12 protein-coding genes and 1 riboswitch are annotated in these 16,467 nt (G+C 42.0%); of the genes, 11 read left to right on the plus strand and 1 reads right to left on the minus strand.

All coding sequences use genetic code 11. From position 1 onward, the window contains the following. Window positions 1-38: 38 nt before the first annotated feature. Window positions 39-1,865 (minus strand): L-lactate permease, encoded by a 1,827-nt coding sequence (locus tag CSV67_RS12490; RefSeq protein WP_099631920.1) that lies wholly within the window; start codon window positions 1,863-1,865, stop codon window positions 39-41. 218 nt (window positions 1,866-2,083) lie between these two features. Between CSV67_RS12490 and CSV67_RS12495 the strand changes: the two genes are divergently transcribed. The 11 genes from CSV67_RS12495 (at window position 2,084) to CSV67_RS12545 (ending at window position 16,080) form a co-directional block, all read left to right on the plus strand. Next, window positions 2,084-2,806: a FadR/GntR family transcriptional regulator gene (locus CSV67_RS12495; protein WP_099631921.1), complete on the plus strand. Its 723-nt coding sequence runs from the start codon at window positions 2,084-2,086 to the stop codon at window positions 2,804-2,806. Between the two features lie 148 nt (window positions 2,807-2,954). Continuing rightward, window positions 2,955-3,674 carry a (Fe-S)-binding protein gene (locus CSV67_RS12500; protein ID WP_099631922.1) on the plus strand — a complete coding sequence of 240 codons (720 nt, stop codon included), beginning with the start codon at window positions 2,955-2,957 and terminating at the stop codon, window positions 3,672-3,674. 20 nt (window positions 3,675-3,694) lie between these two features. After that, complete coding sequence (locus CSV67_RS12505) at window positions 3,695-5,116, plus strand: LutB/LldF family L-lactate oxidation iron-sulfur protein (protein WP_099631923.1); 1,422 nt, start codon at window positions 3,695-3,697, stop codon at window positions 5,114-5,116. A gap of 2 nt (window positions 5,117-5,118) precedes the next feature. Beyond that, a complete protein-coding gene (locus tag CSV67_RS12510; RefSeq protein ID WP_099631924.1) occupies window positions 5,119-5,835 on the plus strand; it encodes a LutC/YkgG family protein in 717 nt (238 codons plus the stop codon). A gap of 248 nt (window positions 5,836-6,083) precedes the next feature. After that, complete coding sequence (locus CSV67_RS12515) at window positions 6,084-7,553, plus strand: nicotinate phosphoribosyltransferase (RefSeq protein ID WP_099631925.1); 1,470 nt, start codon at window positions 6,084-6,086, stop codon at window positions 7,551-7,553. 16 nt (window positions 7,554-7,569) lie between these two features. Then, on the plus strand, window positions 7,570-8,394 hold the full coding sequence (nadE, locus tag CSV67_RS12520; protein ID WP_099631926.1) for an ammonia-dependent NAD(+) synthetase: 825 nt from the start codon (window positions 7,570-7,572) through the stop codon (window positions 8,392-8,394). A gap of 122 nt (window positions 8,395-8,516) precedes the next feature. After that, entirely contained in the window at window positions 8,517-9,467 is a 951-nt protein-coding gene (locus tag CSV67_RS12525) for an AAA family ATPase (RefSeq protein WP_099631927.1), read from the plus strand. Beyond that, the gene (locus CSV67_RS12530; RefSeq protein WP_099631928.1) at window positions 9,464-10,642 is read left to right on the plus strand and encodes a DUF58 domain-containing protein; all 1,179 of its coding nucleotides are present in this window, start codon (window positions 9,464-9,466) and stop codon (window positions 10,640-10,642) included. Before CSV67_RS12525 ends, CSV67_RS12530 begins: the two co-directional genes overlap by 4 nt. Further along, entirely contained in the window at window positions 10,639-12,807 is a 2,169-nt protein-coding gene (locus CSV67_RS12535) for a transglutaminase-like domain-containing protein (RefSeq protein ID WP_099631929.1), read from the plus strand. The genes CSV67_RS12530 and CSV67_RS12535 overlap by 4 nt, the downstream gene beginning before the upstream one ends. A gap of 204 nt (window positions 12,808-13,011) precedes the next feature. Beyond that, a complete protein-coding gene (guaA, locus tag CSV67_RS12540) occupies window positions 13,012-14,565 on the plus strand; it encodes a glutamine-hydrolyzing GMP synthase (RefSeq protein WP_369803180.1) in 1,554 nt (517 codons plus the stop codon). Beyond that, window positions 14,565-14,666: riboswitch (purine riboswitch) on the plus strand. It overlaps the preceding gene by 1 nt. Window positions 14,667-14,745: 79 nt before the next feature. Beyond that, entirely contained in the window at window positions 14,746-16,080 is a 1,335-nt protein-coding gene (locus tag CSV67_RS12545; protein WP_099631930.1) for an NCS2 family permease, read from the plus strand. Window positions 16,081-16,467 lie beyond the last annotated feature (387 nt).

Consider the following 16,467-nt stretch of genomic DNA (forward strand, 5'->3'; position numbering starts at 1 on the left):
GAAAAAAGAGCCATAAGGCTCTTTTTTATTGTTGCTATTTATGATGGCTGTCGCAAGATATTTGCAGACAACTTACGTTTATCTGTGGACATCTTCATTATAAAACCAACAACAATGATGATTGCAATGAGTAGCCAGATATTGAAAATTCCATGAATAATTGCCATTCCCAAGAAACCTGCAGTCAGCAGATAATAACTTAGAGGGAAGAGGACGCGTCGTATGAGTAGCCCTTCCTTGCCTATCAGACCAACTGTAGCCGAAGCAGCCACGACGTTATGCACACAAATCATGTTTCCGGCAGCGCCGCCGACTGCCTGCATCGCTACAACAATGCCTGCTTGAGCAGTATCAAGACCGATATTGCCTGCTGCGCCAAATTGGAACAGTGAAAACATCATGTTGCTAAAGGTGTTACTGCCGGCAATGAATGCGCCGAGCGCACCGACAATTGGTGCAACAATTGGCCAAAACTCTCCGCTTACGACGGAAACGCTTTCGGCTAAAATTAGCGGCATGTTTTCACCGACCAAAGATGCGCTATCTGCAGCCACTTTTCCGGCTGCCAATGAAGTATTCAAAAATATTTTAATCATTGGTACAGCAAATATTAATGCAACTCCTGCAGTAACAGCTGTGTGGAATGAATTCTTCCAAGCAAGTACGTACTCAGAAGGTTTCATACGATACAATAAATAACCGAACAATGAAGCAACAATAAAGAAGAAACCGGGCAGGAATAATGGTGTAGTTGCCGTTGTGATACCCGAACCGAATATATTCTCAAATTTGAGTGTGACAGCGGAATGTTTAAGTAAAGCAGTGAAGGGTTCAAGCGTTCTTGAAAGTACAAGCAAACTTGCTAGCACTAAATATGGCATCCATGCCTTCAACATCGAAATTCTACGGCTTTCATCCAGCGGTTTGGGCACTTCGTGATTCAGCTTGCCGAACCAATCTTCCTCCCACTGTGTGCGCGGTGGGAAATCGAAAGTATTTTCTACTTTCGGCATGAATAAACCTTTTCTAGCAGCGGGGATCACAATGATTAATGAAATGAGTGCACCTAGCAAGGAAGGGAATTCTGGACCTAATGTAATTCCGATAATGAAGTAAGGAATAGTGAATGCTAGACCTGCAAACAACGCAAACTTCCACACTTTCATTCCTTCACGGAAGGACTTGGCAGGGCTGAAGAAGCGTGTCAGCAGGGCAGCCAGAAATAACGGAATCAAAGAACCAATTACTCCGTGAATTAGTACAGTATTCGTAGTAATTTGCAGTAGAAACTCTGGAAAACTCATGCCTACTTTTTTAAGTGCTGCCATCACAGCGGGCTGATCAGAAAGGCCTGTACTGACACCAATCTGAATAGGGGTTCCGATCGCTCCAAACGATACGGCTGTACTTTGAATTACTAATGACACCATAACAGCAGCAAGTGCAGGAAAACCGACTGCGACTAACAGGGGTGCCGCAACTGCAGCTGGTGTCCCAAATCCTGATGCACCTTCGATGAAGGAACCAAATAAAAAGGCGATAATAATCGCTTGGATACGACGGTCTGGTGAAATGGAAGTGAAACCGCTACGAATTGTGTGGATTGCTCCGCTTTCTTTTATTGTATTGAGCAAGAGTACTGCGCCAAAGACAATGAATATAACCTCTAAAGCGGTAATTAATCCATTGAACGCAGCACCTGCCACGATATTTGTCTTCGTTCCCCAAATGAATATAGCTATCAAAGCAGTAACGACGAGTGCAATAGGCATAGCCCTAATTGCGGGCCAATTCAATAAGACCAAAAATACGAAAATAGTAATAATGGGCAGTAAAGCAATAAGAGACAGTATAAGTAAATTCAAATAAATAACCTCCAGTATCATTTTTTGGAAACGTTTTCATTTAACTACTAGTCATTAGGTCATCTGATGACCTAATGACTTCTTTTTCTGATTATATAGACTGGCAAATTAAAAGACAAGAAGAATTTTGTGTTTTCTGATAGTGAATAACTTATTCGAATTTAGCACAGGGTGTATTTTTGGATTATAATGAATACAGCAGACAGGAGTGAAAGATCATGAACTATAAGCAAATCAAGCCTAAGAAAATATATGAGGAAGTAGCAGATGCTTTACTGGAAATGATTCGGAGCGGCGAGCTTAATCCGGGAGATAAACTGGATTCCGTCCAGCAATTGGCAGAAAGCTTCAGTGTCGGAAGATCAGCCATTCGGGAAGCATTGACATCATTGCGTGCATTGGGGCTCATTGAAATGCGGCAAGGTGAAGGGACGTACGTCAATGAATTTTCATCTGAAGACTTGGCATTTCCATTGCAAAGCGCTATTTTGATGAATCAGCAAGACGTCGATCATTTACTAGGCGTGCGGAAAATACTAGAGGTAGGAGCAGTTACCAACGCGGCGCTAAATCGATCAGATGAAGACTTGGCGAAAATGGAAAAGGCTTTGCGCAGTATGAAAGAACATGCAGGTGATATTCTTCTTGGAGAAAAAGCGGATCTTGACTTCCACTTTGCGATTGCAGAAGCTACGGGCAACACGTTGCTCGTTACACTAATGAACCACGTGGCAAGCCTCATAGGAGAATCCATGAGGGAAACTCGGAGAATCTGCTTGTATACGGAGACAGCGACTGTTGATCGATTATATGAAGAGCATGAAGCGATTTTTCTAGCGATTAAAAAACAGCAGCCGGATCTCGCAGCAATTCATATGCAAGGACATTTGGTCAACGTAGAAAATGTATTGTCTAATTATTTGAAGTCAATCAAAATATGAAATCACCCGTCTTGTTACGGGTGATTTTTAAATTATTTGTCATAAATATCTGTTAAATCAATAAGCTTTATAGTATGCTAGGAAATAACTTAGAGTCATCTGATGACCTGTTGACCTTATGAAATCTATCTTGAAGAGGTGAATGACTATGAAAGTTAGCTTGTTTATCACATGCCTAGTGGACATGTTCTATGCAGACGCTGGTAAAGATATGGTGGAAGTGCTCGAAAGACAAGGCTGTGAATTGTCGTTTCCAAAAGGACAAGTATGTTGCGGACAACCTGCTTATAACAGTGGCTATGTAGAAAATTCAAAATCAGCGATGAAAAATATGATTAAGACATTTGAAAATGCAGAGTATGTAGTTACTCCATCCGGATCTTGTGCCACGATGTTTAAACTATATCCTGACGTATTCAAAGATGATCTGAATTGGTTACCGAGGGCTCAAGAGTTGGCTGATAAAACGTATGAGTTCACACAATTTCTCGTGAATGTGCTGCAAGTAGAAAATGTAGGAGCGAAATTGACAGGAAAAGCGACGTATCATCCGTCTTGTCATATGACGAGATTACTAGGCGCTAGCGAAGAACCGAAAAAGTTATTGAATCAAGTGGAAGGACTCGAAATGATCCCTTTACCCAATGCTCATAATTGCTGCGGCTTTGGCGGTACATTCTCCGTAAAGATGGGGGATATCTCTGAACAGATGGTAGATGAGAAGGTCAATAGTGCCATAGTGACTGAAGCAGATTATTTAATCGGGGCGGACTGTGGTTGTCTGATGAATATTGGAGGACGTGCAGAACGAGTGGGTAAACCAATCCGTGTCATGCACATCGCGCAAGTGTTAAATAGTAATGAGTAAATAAAAGTGAGGTGATAGTAATGGCTATGAAATTCAGCAAGAAAAACTTTACCGATCGAACAAAGGAAAATATTTCAGACGATTTTATGAGACAAGCAGTGGCCAGTGCTCAGGAGCGTTTGCATGGTAGACGACTAGACGCTGCAGAGGAGCTGGGTAGTTGGGAAGAATGGCGTTCACATGGAGAAGAAATTCGTCAGCATGTCCTTGAAAACCTGGACTTCTATTTACATCAGCTAAGTGAAAATGTAGCAGAACGTGGCGGTCACGTATTTTTTGCGAAGACTGCTGAAGAAGCGAGTGATTATGTCCGGGATGTCATTAAGAAAAAAGATGGTAAAAAAGTTGTGAAGTCTAAATCGATGGTAACGGAAGAAATTAATCTGAATGCTGTACTGGAAGAAGCCGGATGTGAAGTCATAGAGACAGACCTAGGAGAGTATATCCTTCAAGTGGATGATCATGATCCGCCGTCTCATATCGTAGCACCTGCCCTTCATAAAAATAGGGAACAGATACGCGAAGTTTTTGAGAAAAAGTTGGATTATCATAAGACTTCTAAACCGGAAGAACTGGCTTTGCATGCACGCGAAAAGCTACGCCAGGAATTCTTGGATGCAGACATAGGTATTACAGGCTGCAACTTTGCGATTGCTGAAACCGGCTCCATTAGTCTTGTGACGAATGAAGGGAATGCACGACTTGTCTCTGCATTGCCGAAAACTCAAATTACGGTAATGGGCATGGAGCGGGTAGTACCTTCTTTTGAAGAATTCGAAGTATTGGTCAGCTTATTGACACGAAGTGCAGTGGGACAAAAGTTGACGAGTTATGTCACAGCGTTAACTGGTACTAGAGATGAAGGGGATGTGGATGGCCCAGAAGAATTCCATTTAGTTATCGTCGATAATGGACGATCCGAAATTTTAGGGACAGAATTTCAATCCGTGTTGCAATGTATCCGATGTGCTGCTTGCGTCAACGTATGTCCTGTTTATCGTCATATCGGTGGGCACTCCTACGGCTCAATCTATTCGGGTCCAATAGGTGCTGTGCTATCGCCATTGCTTGGCGGTTACGACGATTTTAAAGAGCTGCCTTTTGCTTCCACACTATGCGGAGCGTGCACGGATGCTTGTCCGGTGAAAATCCCTCTTCACGAACTACTTCACACACATCGACGCATCATTGTGGAAGAAGAAGGTCGATCACCTATTTCCGAAAGACTGGCAATGAAAGCATTCGGGATTGGTGCTGCATCGAATCCGTTGTATTCTATGGGCTCAAAGGTAGCATCTACCGCGATGAAACCTTTGACGAAAAATGACCGGATATCAAAAGGTCCGGGTCCGCTGAAGGACTGGACCGATTTACGGGAGTTCCCAGCTGTCGGAAATACGCGTTTCCGTGACTGGTTCTATGATCAGAAAGGGGGCAAATAAGCATGGGAGGAACAATTCAAAACCGTGATGCTTTTCTAGCGACGATCGCGACACAATTAGGGCGCGAACCCAAAATGAAAGTAGAAAAACCGATCTGGAAACATCAGCCACAGCGTACAGTGTTAGCAGACGCTTCACTAGATGAATTGCTCGGAGTATTACGTGTGCAATGTGAGCAAATTCATACAGATATCGTCGAAACGACAAAAGAATCATTGCCAGTTGCGCTAGACGAAGTGGTAAAAGCTTATGGTGGCGGACCACTATCTCTATGGAAAGACGGACGTTTTGGGGAATATGGATTATCGGACTTGTTAGAAACAAAGTGGCCTTCAGAACAGATTGAAGTCAATAGCTGGGATCCTTCACTTGGAGAAAAGAACATCGAATTGGCTGAACAAGCAAATATCGGCATCACATTCAGCGACATGACCCTTGCAGAATCCGGCACCGTTGTACTATTCAGTAGTGCGGACAAAGGTCGTTCAGTCAGCTTGCTTCCAACGCATTATATTGCCTTAATCCCTAAAAGCACGCTAGTCCCAAGAATTACACAGGCATCAGATATGATTCGAGAAAAACTAAACAATGGCGAGCAAGTCCCATCCTGTATTAACTTCATCACAGGTCCAAGCAACTCCGCGGACATTGAAATGAATCTCGTCATCGGTGTACATGGTCCTGTCAAAGCAACATATATGGTTATAGAGGATTGCTGAAAAATGAAGTGACGACTCCTTTCAATGAGAAATTGGGAAGCTAAAACAGAACTAAATATCACTAGAAATAATTACGTGGGACAGAAGGTAAACTCCGAATTTAAGGGGGTCTGACTTCTGTCTTTTCTTTGCTAATTTTAAAAACTTATATTTCTGAAGTCAATTCACCAGTTAATGATTACTTTGCTGAGAAATAGGGAAAATAGTGTATAATGACAATATTATTGCAGCGGGAGAAGGAGACGACTATGACTTCATCATACAAAGACGACAGTTTAGCGTTACACACAGACCTATATCAAATCAATATGGCCGAATCGTATTGGGCGGACGGCATTCATGAACGGAAAGCAGTATTCGAAGTATATTTCAGAAAAATTCCATTCGGTAACGGGTATGCGATATTTGCAGGTCTTGAACATGTACTGAAGTATCTTGAAGAGTTTTCATTCACTGAAAGCGATTTAGCTTATTTACGAGAAGAGCTTGGATTTGCTGATGACTTCCTCAATTATTTGAAAGGCGTCCGTTTTACCGGGGACGTGTACTCCATGAGAGAAGGAGAACTCGTTTTTGCGAATGAACCCATCATCCGGATTGAGGCGAATTTGATTGAAGCGCAATTGATCGAAACAGCATTGTTAAATATTATTAACTACCAAACGTTGATCAGCACAAAAGCTAGCCGGATCAAGCAAGTAGTGAAAGATGATGTGGTGATGGAGTTCGGGAGCCGACGTGCGCATGAAATGGATGCCGCAGTTTGGGGCGCGCGTGCAGCGGTTATTGGTGGCGTGGAATCTACGAGCAACGTACGCGCAGGAAAACGTTTCGGACTAGCTGTTTCGGGAACGCATGCACATTCATTTGTCCAAGCTTATAAAGATGAGTACACGGCATTCAAAGTATACGCACAACGTCATCGCGATTGCGTATTCTTAGTGGATACGTATAATACGTTAAAGATTGGCGTTCCGACAGCCATTAAAGTGGCAAAAGAACTTGGAGACAGCATTAATTTCATCGGCGTACGACTGGACAGCGGAGATATTGCCTTCTTGTCAAAAGAAACTCGCCGTATGTTAGATGAAGCTGGTTTCACAGAGGCGAAAATCGTAGTATCCAATGATTTGGATGAGTATACGATTTTAAACTTGAAAGCCCAAGGAGCCCAAGTCGACATTTGGGGCATTGGAACCAAACTGATTACGGCATATGATCAACCAGCGCTTGGGGCAGTCTATAAAATTGTCTCCATAGAAAGCGATGACGGGGAAATGCAAGATACGATTAAAATCTCGGCAAACATAGAAAAAGTGACAACACCTGGCCGCAAAAAACTCTATCGAATCATTGACCTTGAAAATGGCAAAGCGGAAGGTGACTACATTACGATGCATGACGAAGATCCGACAACAGAAGAACGTATCAAAATGTTCCACCCCGTGCATACATTTATTTCGAAGTTTGTGACGAATTTTGAAGCGGTAAACTTACACGAGCAAGTTATTCGCGATGGAATAACCATTTATAAAAATCCACCAGTTTATAAAATTCGTGAATTTGCACAACAAAATCTTTCCTTACTATGGGAAGAATATAAACGTTCTTTGAATCCAGAAGAGTATCCTGTCGACCTTAGTCAAAAGTGTTGGGATAATAAGCGACGTAATATTGAAGAAGTACATGAAATGGTCGAGAGCTATACAAAACGATGAAAAGGAAGTGGGAGCGTTGACATTGCAGCAAGAAATTATCCAAGCATTACGTGCGAAGCCGGAAATCGACCCGCAGCAAGAGATCCGGACTTCCATTGATTTTATGAAAGCATATTTGAAAAAGAACACATTTTTACAAGGATTCACATTAGGTATTTCTGGTGGTCAAGACTCTACATTAGTTGGCAAACTAGCGCAGATGGCGATTGATGAACTTAACGAAGAATTAGCTGAAGAAAAATACCGCTTTTATGCACTCCGTTTACCGTATGGCGTGCAGTTTGACGAAGACGATTGTCAGGATGCATTGCGTTTTATTAGTCCATCGGTCGTCTATTCAGTAGATATTAAAGAAGCGGTCGATGCCAGTGAACGGGCTCTGATCAAGGCGGGTCTTTATATCTCTGACTTTGATAAAGGAAATGAAAAGGCGCGCGAACGTATGAAAGTGCAATATTCTGTAGCGGCTGTCCATCATTCGGTCGTTCTAGGTTCAGATCACGCAGCTGAAGCTATCACTGGCTTCTACACAAAGTTTGGTGATGGTGCAGCGGATCTTATGCCGATTTACCGTCTGAATAAACGCCAAGGAAAACAATTGTTAGAAGCACTAGACTGTCCACCACACTTATACAATAAAATCCCTACGGCTGATTTAGAGGGCAATAAACCCGCTATTCCGGATGAAGTAGCATTAGGTGTAACATATGATGAAATTGATGACTATCTTGAAGGAAAAGAAGTATCGAACAAAGCACGAAAGCAAATTGAAGGACATTATTTGAAATCAGCCCATAAACGGCATTTGCCTATCACGGTATTTGATGAATTTTGGAAATGAAAACTGCCGACCTCTTAGAAGATAAAGGGTCGGCAGTTTTTCTGTTTGTCGGCATTATTCGTTTCAGGTATGATAGTTTCATACAACAAGACGGATTCAGTTCGTGACGGGAGAGAACAACTATGCATTCACAATGGATCGAACGAGTATTACACAATATCGAAAAAGTTATTGTGGGAAAACGTGATATAGCGGAGTTAAGTATGACAGCGTTATTAGCTGGCGGTCATGTGTTACTAGAAGATGTACCAGGCGTTGGCAAGACGATGTTAGTCAGAGCACTAGCCACTTCAATTGGCGCAAAGTTTAAACGGATCCAATTCACGCCAGATTTATTACCTTCTGATGTTTCAGGCGTATCTATCTATAATCCACAGACGATGCAATTCGAATTTCGTCCGGGCCCTTTGATTGGGAATATCGTATTGGCTGATGAAATCAACCGAACATCACCCAAAACACAGGCTGCTTTATTGGAAGGTATGGAGGAGGCTTCGATTACGGTAGATGGAACGACTATACAATTACCGAAACCGTTTTTCGTAATGGCGACACAAAATCCTATTGAATATGAAGGGACATATCCTTTACCGGAAGCACAGCTTGATCGTTTTATCTTTAAGTTGAAAATGGGTTATCCGACAAAACAGCAAGAGATAGAATTATTGAAAAGAGCGGAACAGCAAACGCCAATTGAGCAAATTGATGCCATTCTAACAGTGGAGGAATTACTGGAGCTACAGCGGCATGTACGCGAAGTGACTGTAGACGATACGATTGTTTCGTATATTGTGGATTGTGCAGATGCAACTCGCCAGCACGAATCCGTTTCGTTAGGCGTAAGTCCACGCGGTTCGATGGCATTAATGAAAGCTTGTCAGGCATATGCATTCATAAAAGGGCGCACATTTGTTTTGCCTGACGATGTACAATACTTAGCGTCGTTTGCATTTCCGCATCGGATGATTCTACATCCCGAAGCGAAATACGAAGGAATCGATGCTGAGGAAATTGTTAGCTATATCCTCAAACATTTGCCGGTTCCAGTTATGCGCAGGTCTGCTACTTTATGATTGAATTGCGATCGTTCGGACGTTTCGTGAATGTCTTATCTATTGGTATAGGCGCCTACGTCTTTGCAAAATTTCAAGGGGGCTTCGTTAGCTGGTTCATCTTCTATACATTGATTCCGTTCGTGATATATTCCGTGCTGCTCTACTTATATCCGTTACGAGATCTAACCGTGGAACGATATATCGAAGACCAACATGTAACAAGAAATGGACGGGTATCTATTCGTGTGGTTCTTAAAAGGAATCTTCCCTTCCCTTTGTTGTACGTAGTTCTGTTGGATAAACGAGTGCATGGCAAGCGCGAAAAGATTGAACGGAAAATCACACTACTAGGTTTTCGAAGAACATATGAGCACACCTATTTGTTACAGAATGTTCAACGTGGTGAATACACATTGCCGACAGTAGAAGTAGAAGTAGTAGACTTTTTTAATTGGATTCGTAAAAGAAAAGTATTTGTCGTTCATGACCATTTTTTGGTCTATCCTAGCGTTACAGCTATGGTGTATGAATCGGCATCCAATGGAACGAGCGAAGGACAGCAACGCTCCGCTTACATGCTGGCGAAAGATGCAACCACACCATCTAGCATCAGGGAATATGCGCCGGGGGACCGGATGTCTTGGATTCATTGGAAGTCATTTGCTCGCACTTCGAAACTTATGACAAAGGAGTTTGATGAACAGCGATCGGAGCAACATACGGTATTGCTGGATTGTGGAATGTCGGAAACGTTTGAAGAGGCAGTGGAGTTTGCTGCGTCGATTATTGTATCTGCTAGGCAGAATCATGCCAAGCTGACCATGATCACGGCAAGTGACCAACCGAAAATATTTCCGTCTATACATTCCGCAGATCATACTAGGCAAGCGTTAGTACACCTTGCTAAAATCCAGCCGAAAGATTTACAACAGGTAAGGTTGCCGATAGAGAAAGCGCCATCTCGGGATGCGTTGTTGCTTATTACAGGTAATCTTCGCATGGATTTCATCCACCGTGTATTAACGTATACTCGTGATGCATCCACAATAGTTTGCTTTGTAATGTTGCCGGCCGATACGCATGTAAAATCCCTCGAGCCTATTATTGATCAAGTGAAATTACTCGGTATTACTGTGAATCTGATGTATCCATCTGACCATTCATCGGTGTTGAAAAAGGTGGTGTCTTCATGAAGAAACCGATATTGAATTGGAAAGTGCTAGTGTTTTTATATGCACTTAGTGTCGTTTTACTGTGGGAGTGGTTTATCCCCATTATGGAGCTGACAGATTTCGGCCATCCTTCTTTATTTATCATCTATCTGGTGCTCTTTTTTGCATTGGCTTTACTTCGATTACCCTTGTGGATCAGTGGAGCGATTCAAATACTTTATGTAGTATGGGCTATTCATTATATGTATTTTGACCAACTATGGATTTCAATAGAAACGACAGGCTACATTTGGCAAGATGTCCAACAGAATGTCTTGTTGCTATTCAAAGGTGATCTGGGTGAATTATCGAATTTATTTCGTACGGTATTGTTGTTTACATTAGTTTGGATGATTGCCTATTTGCTTCGCCACTGGATTGAGGTGCGAAGTAGTATGATGATGTTCTTTGGTTTTACCATAGTATTTGTTGCGCTGTTGGATACGTTCACTCCATATGATGCTACTACGTCTATTGTGAGAATTATGATGGTGGGTTTAGTAATCGTAGGTACTCTCACATTAATTAAACTATCCGGTGAAAAGGGATTGTCACTTCGTCCTAAAAGATTACTTTTGCTTTCATTGCCGGTGGTACTGATTGTTATATCTGTCGGATTGCTTTCCAGAAATGCACCCGTATATCCTCCAGCATGGCCTGATCCCGTACCGTTCTTATTGTCTTTGAGCGGAGTGGAAGACGAGGGGTCTGATAAAAGTCAAGCTAGGGCGGGTTATGACCCTAATGATTCGCAACTAGGTGGAGCTTTCGTCCAAGACAATCAGTTAGTGTTTGAAGCTTCCGTGGAACAACGTCAATATTGGCGAATCGAAACGAAGGACACTTACACTTCGAAGGGCTGGATACAGGATCAAGAATCAATGAAGGAGCTACTGAATACAGGTGAAGATTTATGGGAACCTCTTGTAGGTGGGGAAGTGTCGCGTGCTTTATTGGATTTCGCTGAACCATTGCCGTTTCTTGCCACTCCCTATGGCACGACGAAGATTTCCTCACCTGAAGGTTTGAACCTTATGCATGAGATGGCAGCGAACCGACTATACTTGCTAATGGGTCTGCAGGAAAAGATTGAACAGTATGAAATAGAATTTGTTGAACCTACATACATCATGTCAGATTTGCAGAAAGCAGAGATGGTGAACTATGAGACCGTTCCGGAAGATTTAAATAGCTATGTGCAACTACCGGACGAATTACCGGAACGCGTGAGGGAGCTAGCGTTATCGATTACAGAGAATGAAACGGCCGTCTATGACAAAGTGAAAGCGGTAGAGCAATACTTCAAAAAGAACGGTTTTGTTTACGAGACACAAAATGTTCCGATACCTGATGAGGAACAGGACTATGTGGATCAGTTTCTATTCGACACCAAAAAGGGTTACTGTGATAATTTCTCCACTTCTATGGCGGTCATGCTCAGGTCTGTAGATATACCAACACGCTGGGTGAAAGGTTTTGCACCCGGGGAAATGGCGTTTAAAGCCTCAGGCGAAAGTATCTATCGCGTGACGAATGATGAAGCTCATTCATGGGTGGAAGCGTATATTCCTGGAATTGGATGGATGCCGTTTGAGCCGACGCTAGGTTTTACACAGCCGACAGAGATCGAATTTGATATTCCAAATGAAAGTCCTGAAGAAGAGGAAATTAATAAAACGGTGAAACCAGAAGTGGAGCAACAGAAAGAGCTTCCAAAGAAAACAAAAGGTTCGACAGCGTTTGACGTATTCAAACAAAAGCTTGCATGGTTGTTTAGTCAATGGTGGATTTATGTAGCGCTATTCGCGTTGATAATAGGAGCGAGTGTCGTTATATATAGTAAAAGAAGTAATTGGTTACCGAAATGGCGTATAAAACAATTGAAGAAACTGCCGAACGGTCGCGTGAAATTCGAACAGCAATTTACACAGTTATTACAACAACTTGCGCGTACCGGTTTGCCAAAGGATACCGCAATGACACTATCCAACTATGCAATACTTGTGGATGAGCGGTACGGCGGCGATCGAATGGCCGTATTGACCCGTGCGTATGAAATCGGGGTATACGGTAACGATTGGCAATCGCAAGAGTGGGATAAGTTGAATGAAGTATGGGAAGATTTAATTATTAGCACAATTTGTTGATTTTTTAGCGAAATATGCGTAAAATATAGATCGGATGATGCTTGGAATATCCTCGACATTTCTTGCACTAACGAACGTCAGCTTTCATTGAATAGCAGTACCTAGATTCTTTGATGGAAAAGACGCGTGGAAAGTTGACTTTCTAACGCGTCTTTTGTAGTTGAGGCATGAAACGATATTAAAAAATTGGAAGAGGTGGATTAGTTGTCAAATGCTCCTGTGTTAGCTGGACAAGAAAAAATTGTAGTTCTCGATTACGGCAGTAAGTATAATCAGCTCTTCACGCGTACAATTCGCGAATTTGGTGTGTATAGTGAGTTACACGCACATACAACGACAATTGAAGAAATTAAAAAAATGAATCCAGTCGGTATCGTACTTTCTGGTGGTCTAGCATCTGCTGGCGACGAGAATGCGTATGATATTGATCCGTCAATATTCGAATTAGGTATTCCTGTATTGGGCATCAGTTATGGAGCTCAAGTAATTATCGATCATTTAGGCGGTAAGGTAGAAAAGAATACAAGTGACGAAGGCAAAGAAGAGACGTTGACCGTGGATACGGCGTCTGCATTGTTTGCTGGTCAGACTGAAAAACAAAATGTCTGGGTAAGCCACAGCGCTGACATTGCAGAATTACCTGAAGGGTTTACTGCATCAGCAAAAGACTCTAGTGGTAATATTGCAGCGATTTCAAACGATGAAGAACAAATCTATGCGATTCAATTTCATCCGGAAGATTATCGTTCGGAAAATGGGAAAGACTTCTTGCGTAACTTTGTTTTTGAAATTTGTAAAGCTTCAGGCGACTGGACAATGGATCGTTTCATTGAAATTGAAATAGAGAAAATTCGTTCAGTGGTCGGGGATCGTAAAGTACTTTGCGCGCTAAGTGGTGGAGTTGATTCATCAGTAGTCGCCGCTCTGATCGACCGTGCAATAGGGGATCAGTTAACATGTATTTTTGTTGATCACGGATTGCTACGTAAAGGCGAAGTTGAAAGTGTAGTTAAAACTTTCAGCGAACAGTTCAGCATGCACTTCATTAAAGTAGATGCACGTGAACGCTTTTTGAACAAGCTAGAAGGCGTTACAGACCCTGAGCAAAAACGTAAGATTATTGGTAATGAATTTATTTACGTGTTTGATGAAGAATCCGCTAAACTAGACGGTATCAAATACTTAGCACAAGGTACGATTTATGCAGACATCATCGAAAGTGGAACTGCAACTTCTGCAACGATCAAATCTCACCATAATGTGGGTGGTTTGCCTGAAGATATGGACTTCGAATTAATTGAACCATTACGTGCATTATTTAAAGATGAAGTACGTGCAGTTGGAGCAGAGCTTGGGTTGCCAGAAGAAATCGTTAACCGCCAACCGTTCCCTGGCCCGGGCCTTGGAGTTCGTGTACTTGGTGAAATAACGGAAGATAAGCTTGAAATCGTTCGCGATGCAGATTATATTTTACGTGAAGAAATCGCAAAAGCCGGACTTGATCGTTCAATCTGGCAATATTTCGCAGTATTACCGAATATCCGCAGTGTAGGTGTGCGTAACGAACAACGTTCTTACGACTACGCGATTGGTATTAGAGCGGTTCATTCAGTAGATGGCATGACAGCAGACTGGGCTCGTATACCTTTCGATGTACTGGAAAAAATCAGTACGCGAATTACAACTGAAGTAGATCAGGTCAATCGTGTTGTATATGATATTACAGCTAAACCACCTGGCACAATTGAGTGGGAATAAGATAAACAACAGAATATGATCGTATAACGCTGGGAATAAGGCCTAGAAGTCTCTACCGAAACACCGTAAATGTTTCGACTACGATTCAAAATAGAAATGTTTTTTCTATTGAATTAGAAGAGAGGCATGCGATTTTTTTCGCGTGCCTCTTTTTACATAATGAGAGTAAGGAAGGTCACAATGAAAAAATACTTTGAGTTCGACAAGCTTGGAACCAATTATCGTCGCGAAATCATCGGTGGAATAACTACTTTTTTAGCCATGGCATATATTTTAGCGGTAAATCCTATTATGTTATCTTTGGACGTTGTACCTGATTTGCCTGATTCTATGCGTATGGATAAAGGCGCTGTATTTGTTGCTACTGCGCTCGCGGCGGCTGTTGGAACATTATTTATGGGTCTGATAGCTAGATATCCGATTGGTCTAGCGCCAGGCATGGGATTAAATGCATTTTTCGCTTTCACAGTAGTGCTAACCTACGGCATACCATGGCAAACAGGATTAACTGGGGTATTATTCTCTGGATTAATCTTTATAGTTCTTTCATTGACAGGATTACGAGAAATCATCATCAATGCAATACCAGCCCAGCTGAAATTTGCTGTAGGTGCAGGGATTGGTTTGTTCATTACATTCTTAGGACTGCAAAATGCCAAGATTATTGTAGCGGATGCAAATACGTTAGTAGGCTTAGGTGATTTAACAGCGGGTCCTACATTACTAACGATCTTTGGATTAGTTGTCACGATTATTATGATGGCTAGGAAAATCAAAGGTGCTATTTTCTATGGGATGATCATGACCACAGTCTTAGGTATGGCAGTCAGTCTAATAGACGTACCACATAAGGTAGTAGATAAAATTCCGTCAGTCGCTCCTACGTTTGGTGCAGCTTTTGATGCGATCATTAACGATCCAGGTTCATTGATGACCACACAATTTCTCGTCATCGTTATCACATTTCTATTCGTAGATTTCTTCGATACAGCCGGAACACTAGTTGCAGTTGCGACTCAAGCGGGTTTAATGAAGGAAGATCGCCTTCCACGCGCAGGTAAAGCGTTGCTTGCGGATTCCTTGGCGACAGTAACAGGAGCAGTAATGGGTACATCCACTACCACATCTTATATTGAATCTACTGCAGGTGTTGCGGCGGGTGCCAAAACAGGCTTTGCTTCTATTGTAACCGCCTTGTTGTTCTTACTAGCATTGTTCTTCTCCCCTTTACTATTAGTCATCACACCGGCAGTTACAGCTCCGGCATTAATTATCGTTGGGGTATTGATGGTGTCGACCTTAGGGAACATACAATGGACACGTTTCGAAATCGCTGTTCCAGCATTCTTTACGATCATCGCTATGCCGTTGACGTACAGTATAGCGACAGGTATCGCAATTGGTTTCGTTTTCTATCCTATTACTATGTTAGTTAGCGGTAGAAGAAAAGAAATTCATCCGATTATGTACGGGTTATTTGTAATCTTCATATTGTATTTCATCTATATTAAATAACAACGAACCGCTTCCTGATTCAATAGGGGAGCGGTTTTCACTATTTATTAAGCTTCATTTTGAAAGCGTTAATGCATAGAATCTAAAAGAAAGTAAAAAGAAATTGAAAAAGGTTGTTTATAGTTGTTGACAGTTTAAATTGTGTCTGATATAGTAATAGAACAGTCAAGAAAGCGACTGCGACATGAACCTTGAAAACTGAACAGCAAAACGTTAACGAAATATAGTTTGTGCACCTAACGGTGACATAAATAAAATGAGTATCTTAATTGATGCCAGCAAATGAAACTCGAGCTAATCGAATTTTCATTTTACTGACTGACAAGATGTAGTGAAGTACTAGGAGATGAAGGAGAGAAGGAGGGAGCGTACTCAGGTACGTGACCG

Origin of the sequence: Sporosarcina sp. P2 (assembly GCF_002743255.1) — a bacterium.
Taxonomy (GTDB): Bacteria; Bacillota; Bacilli; order Bacillales_A; family Planococcaceae; genus Sporosarcina.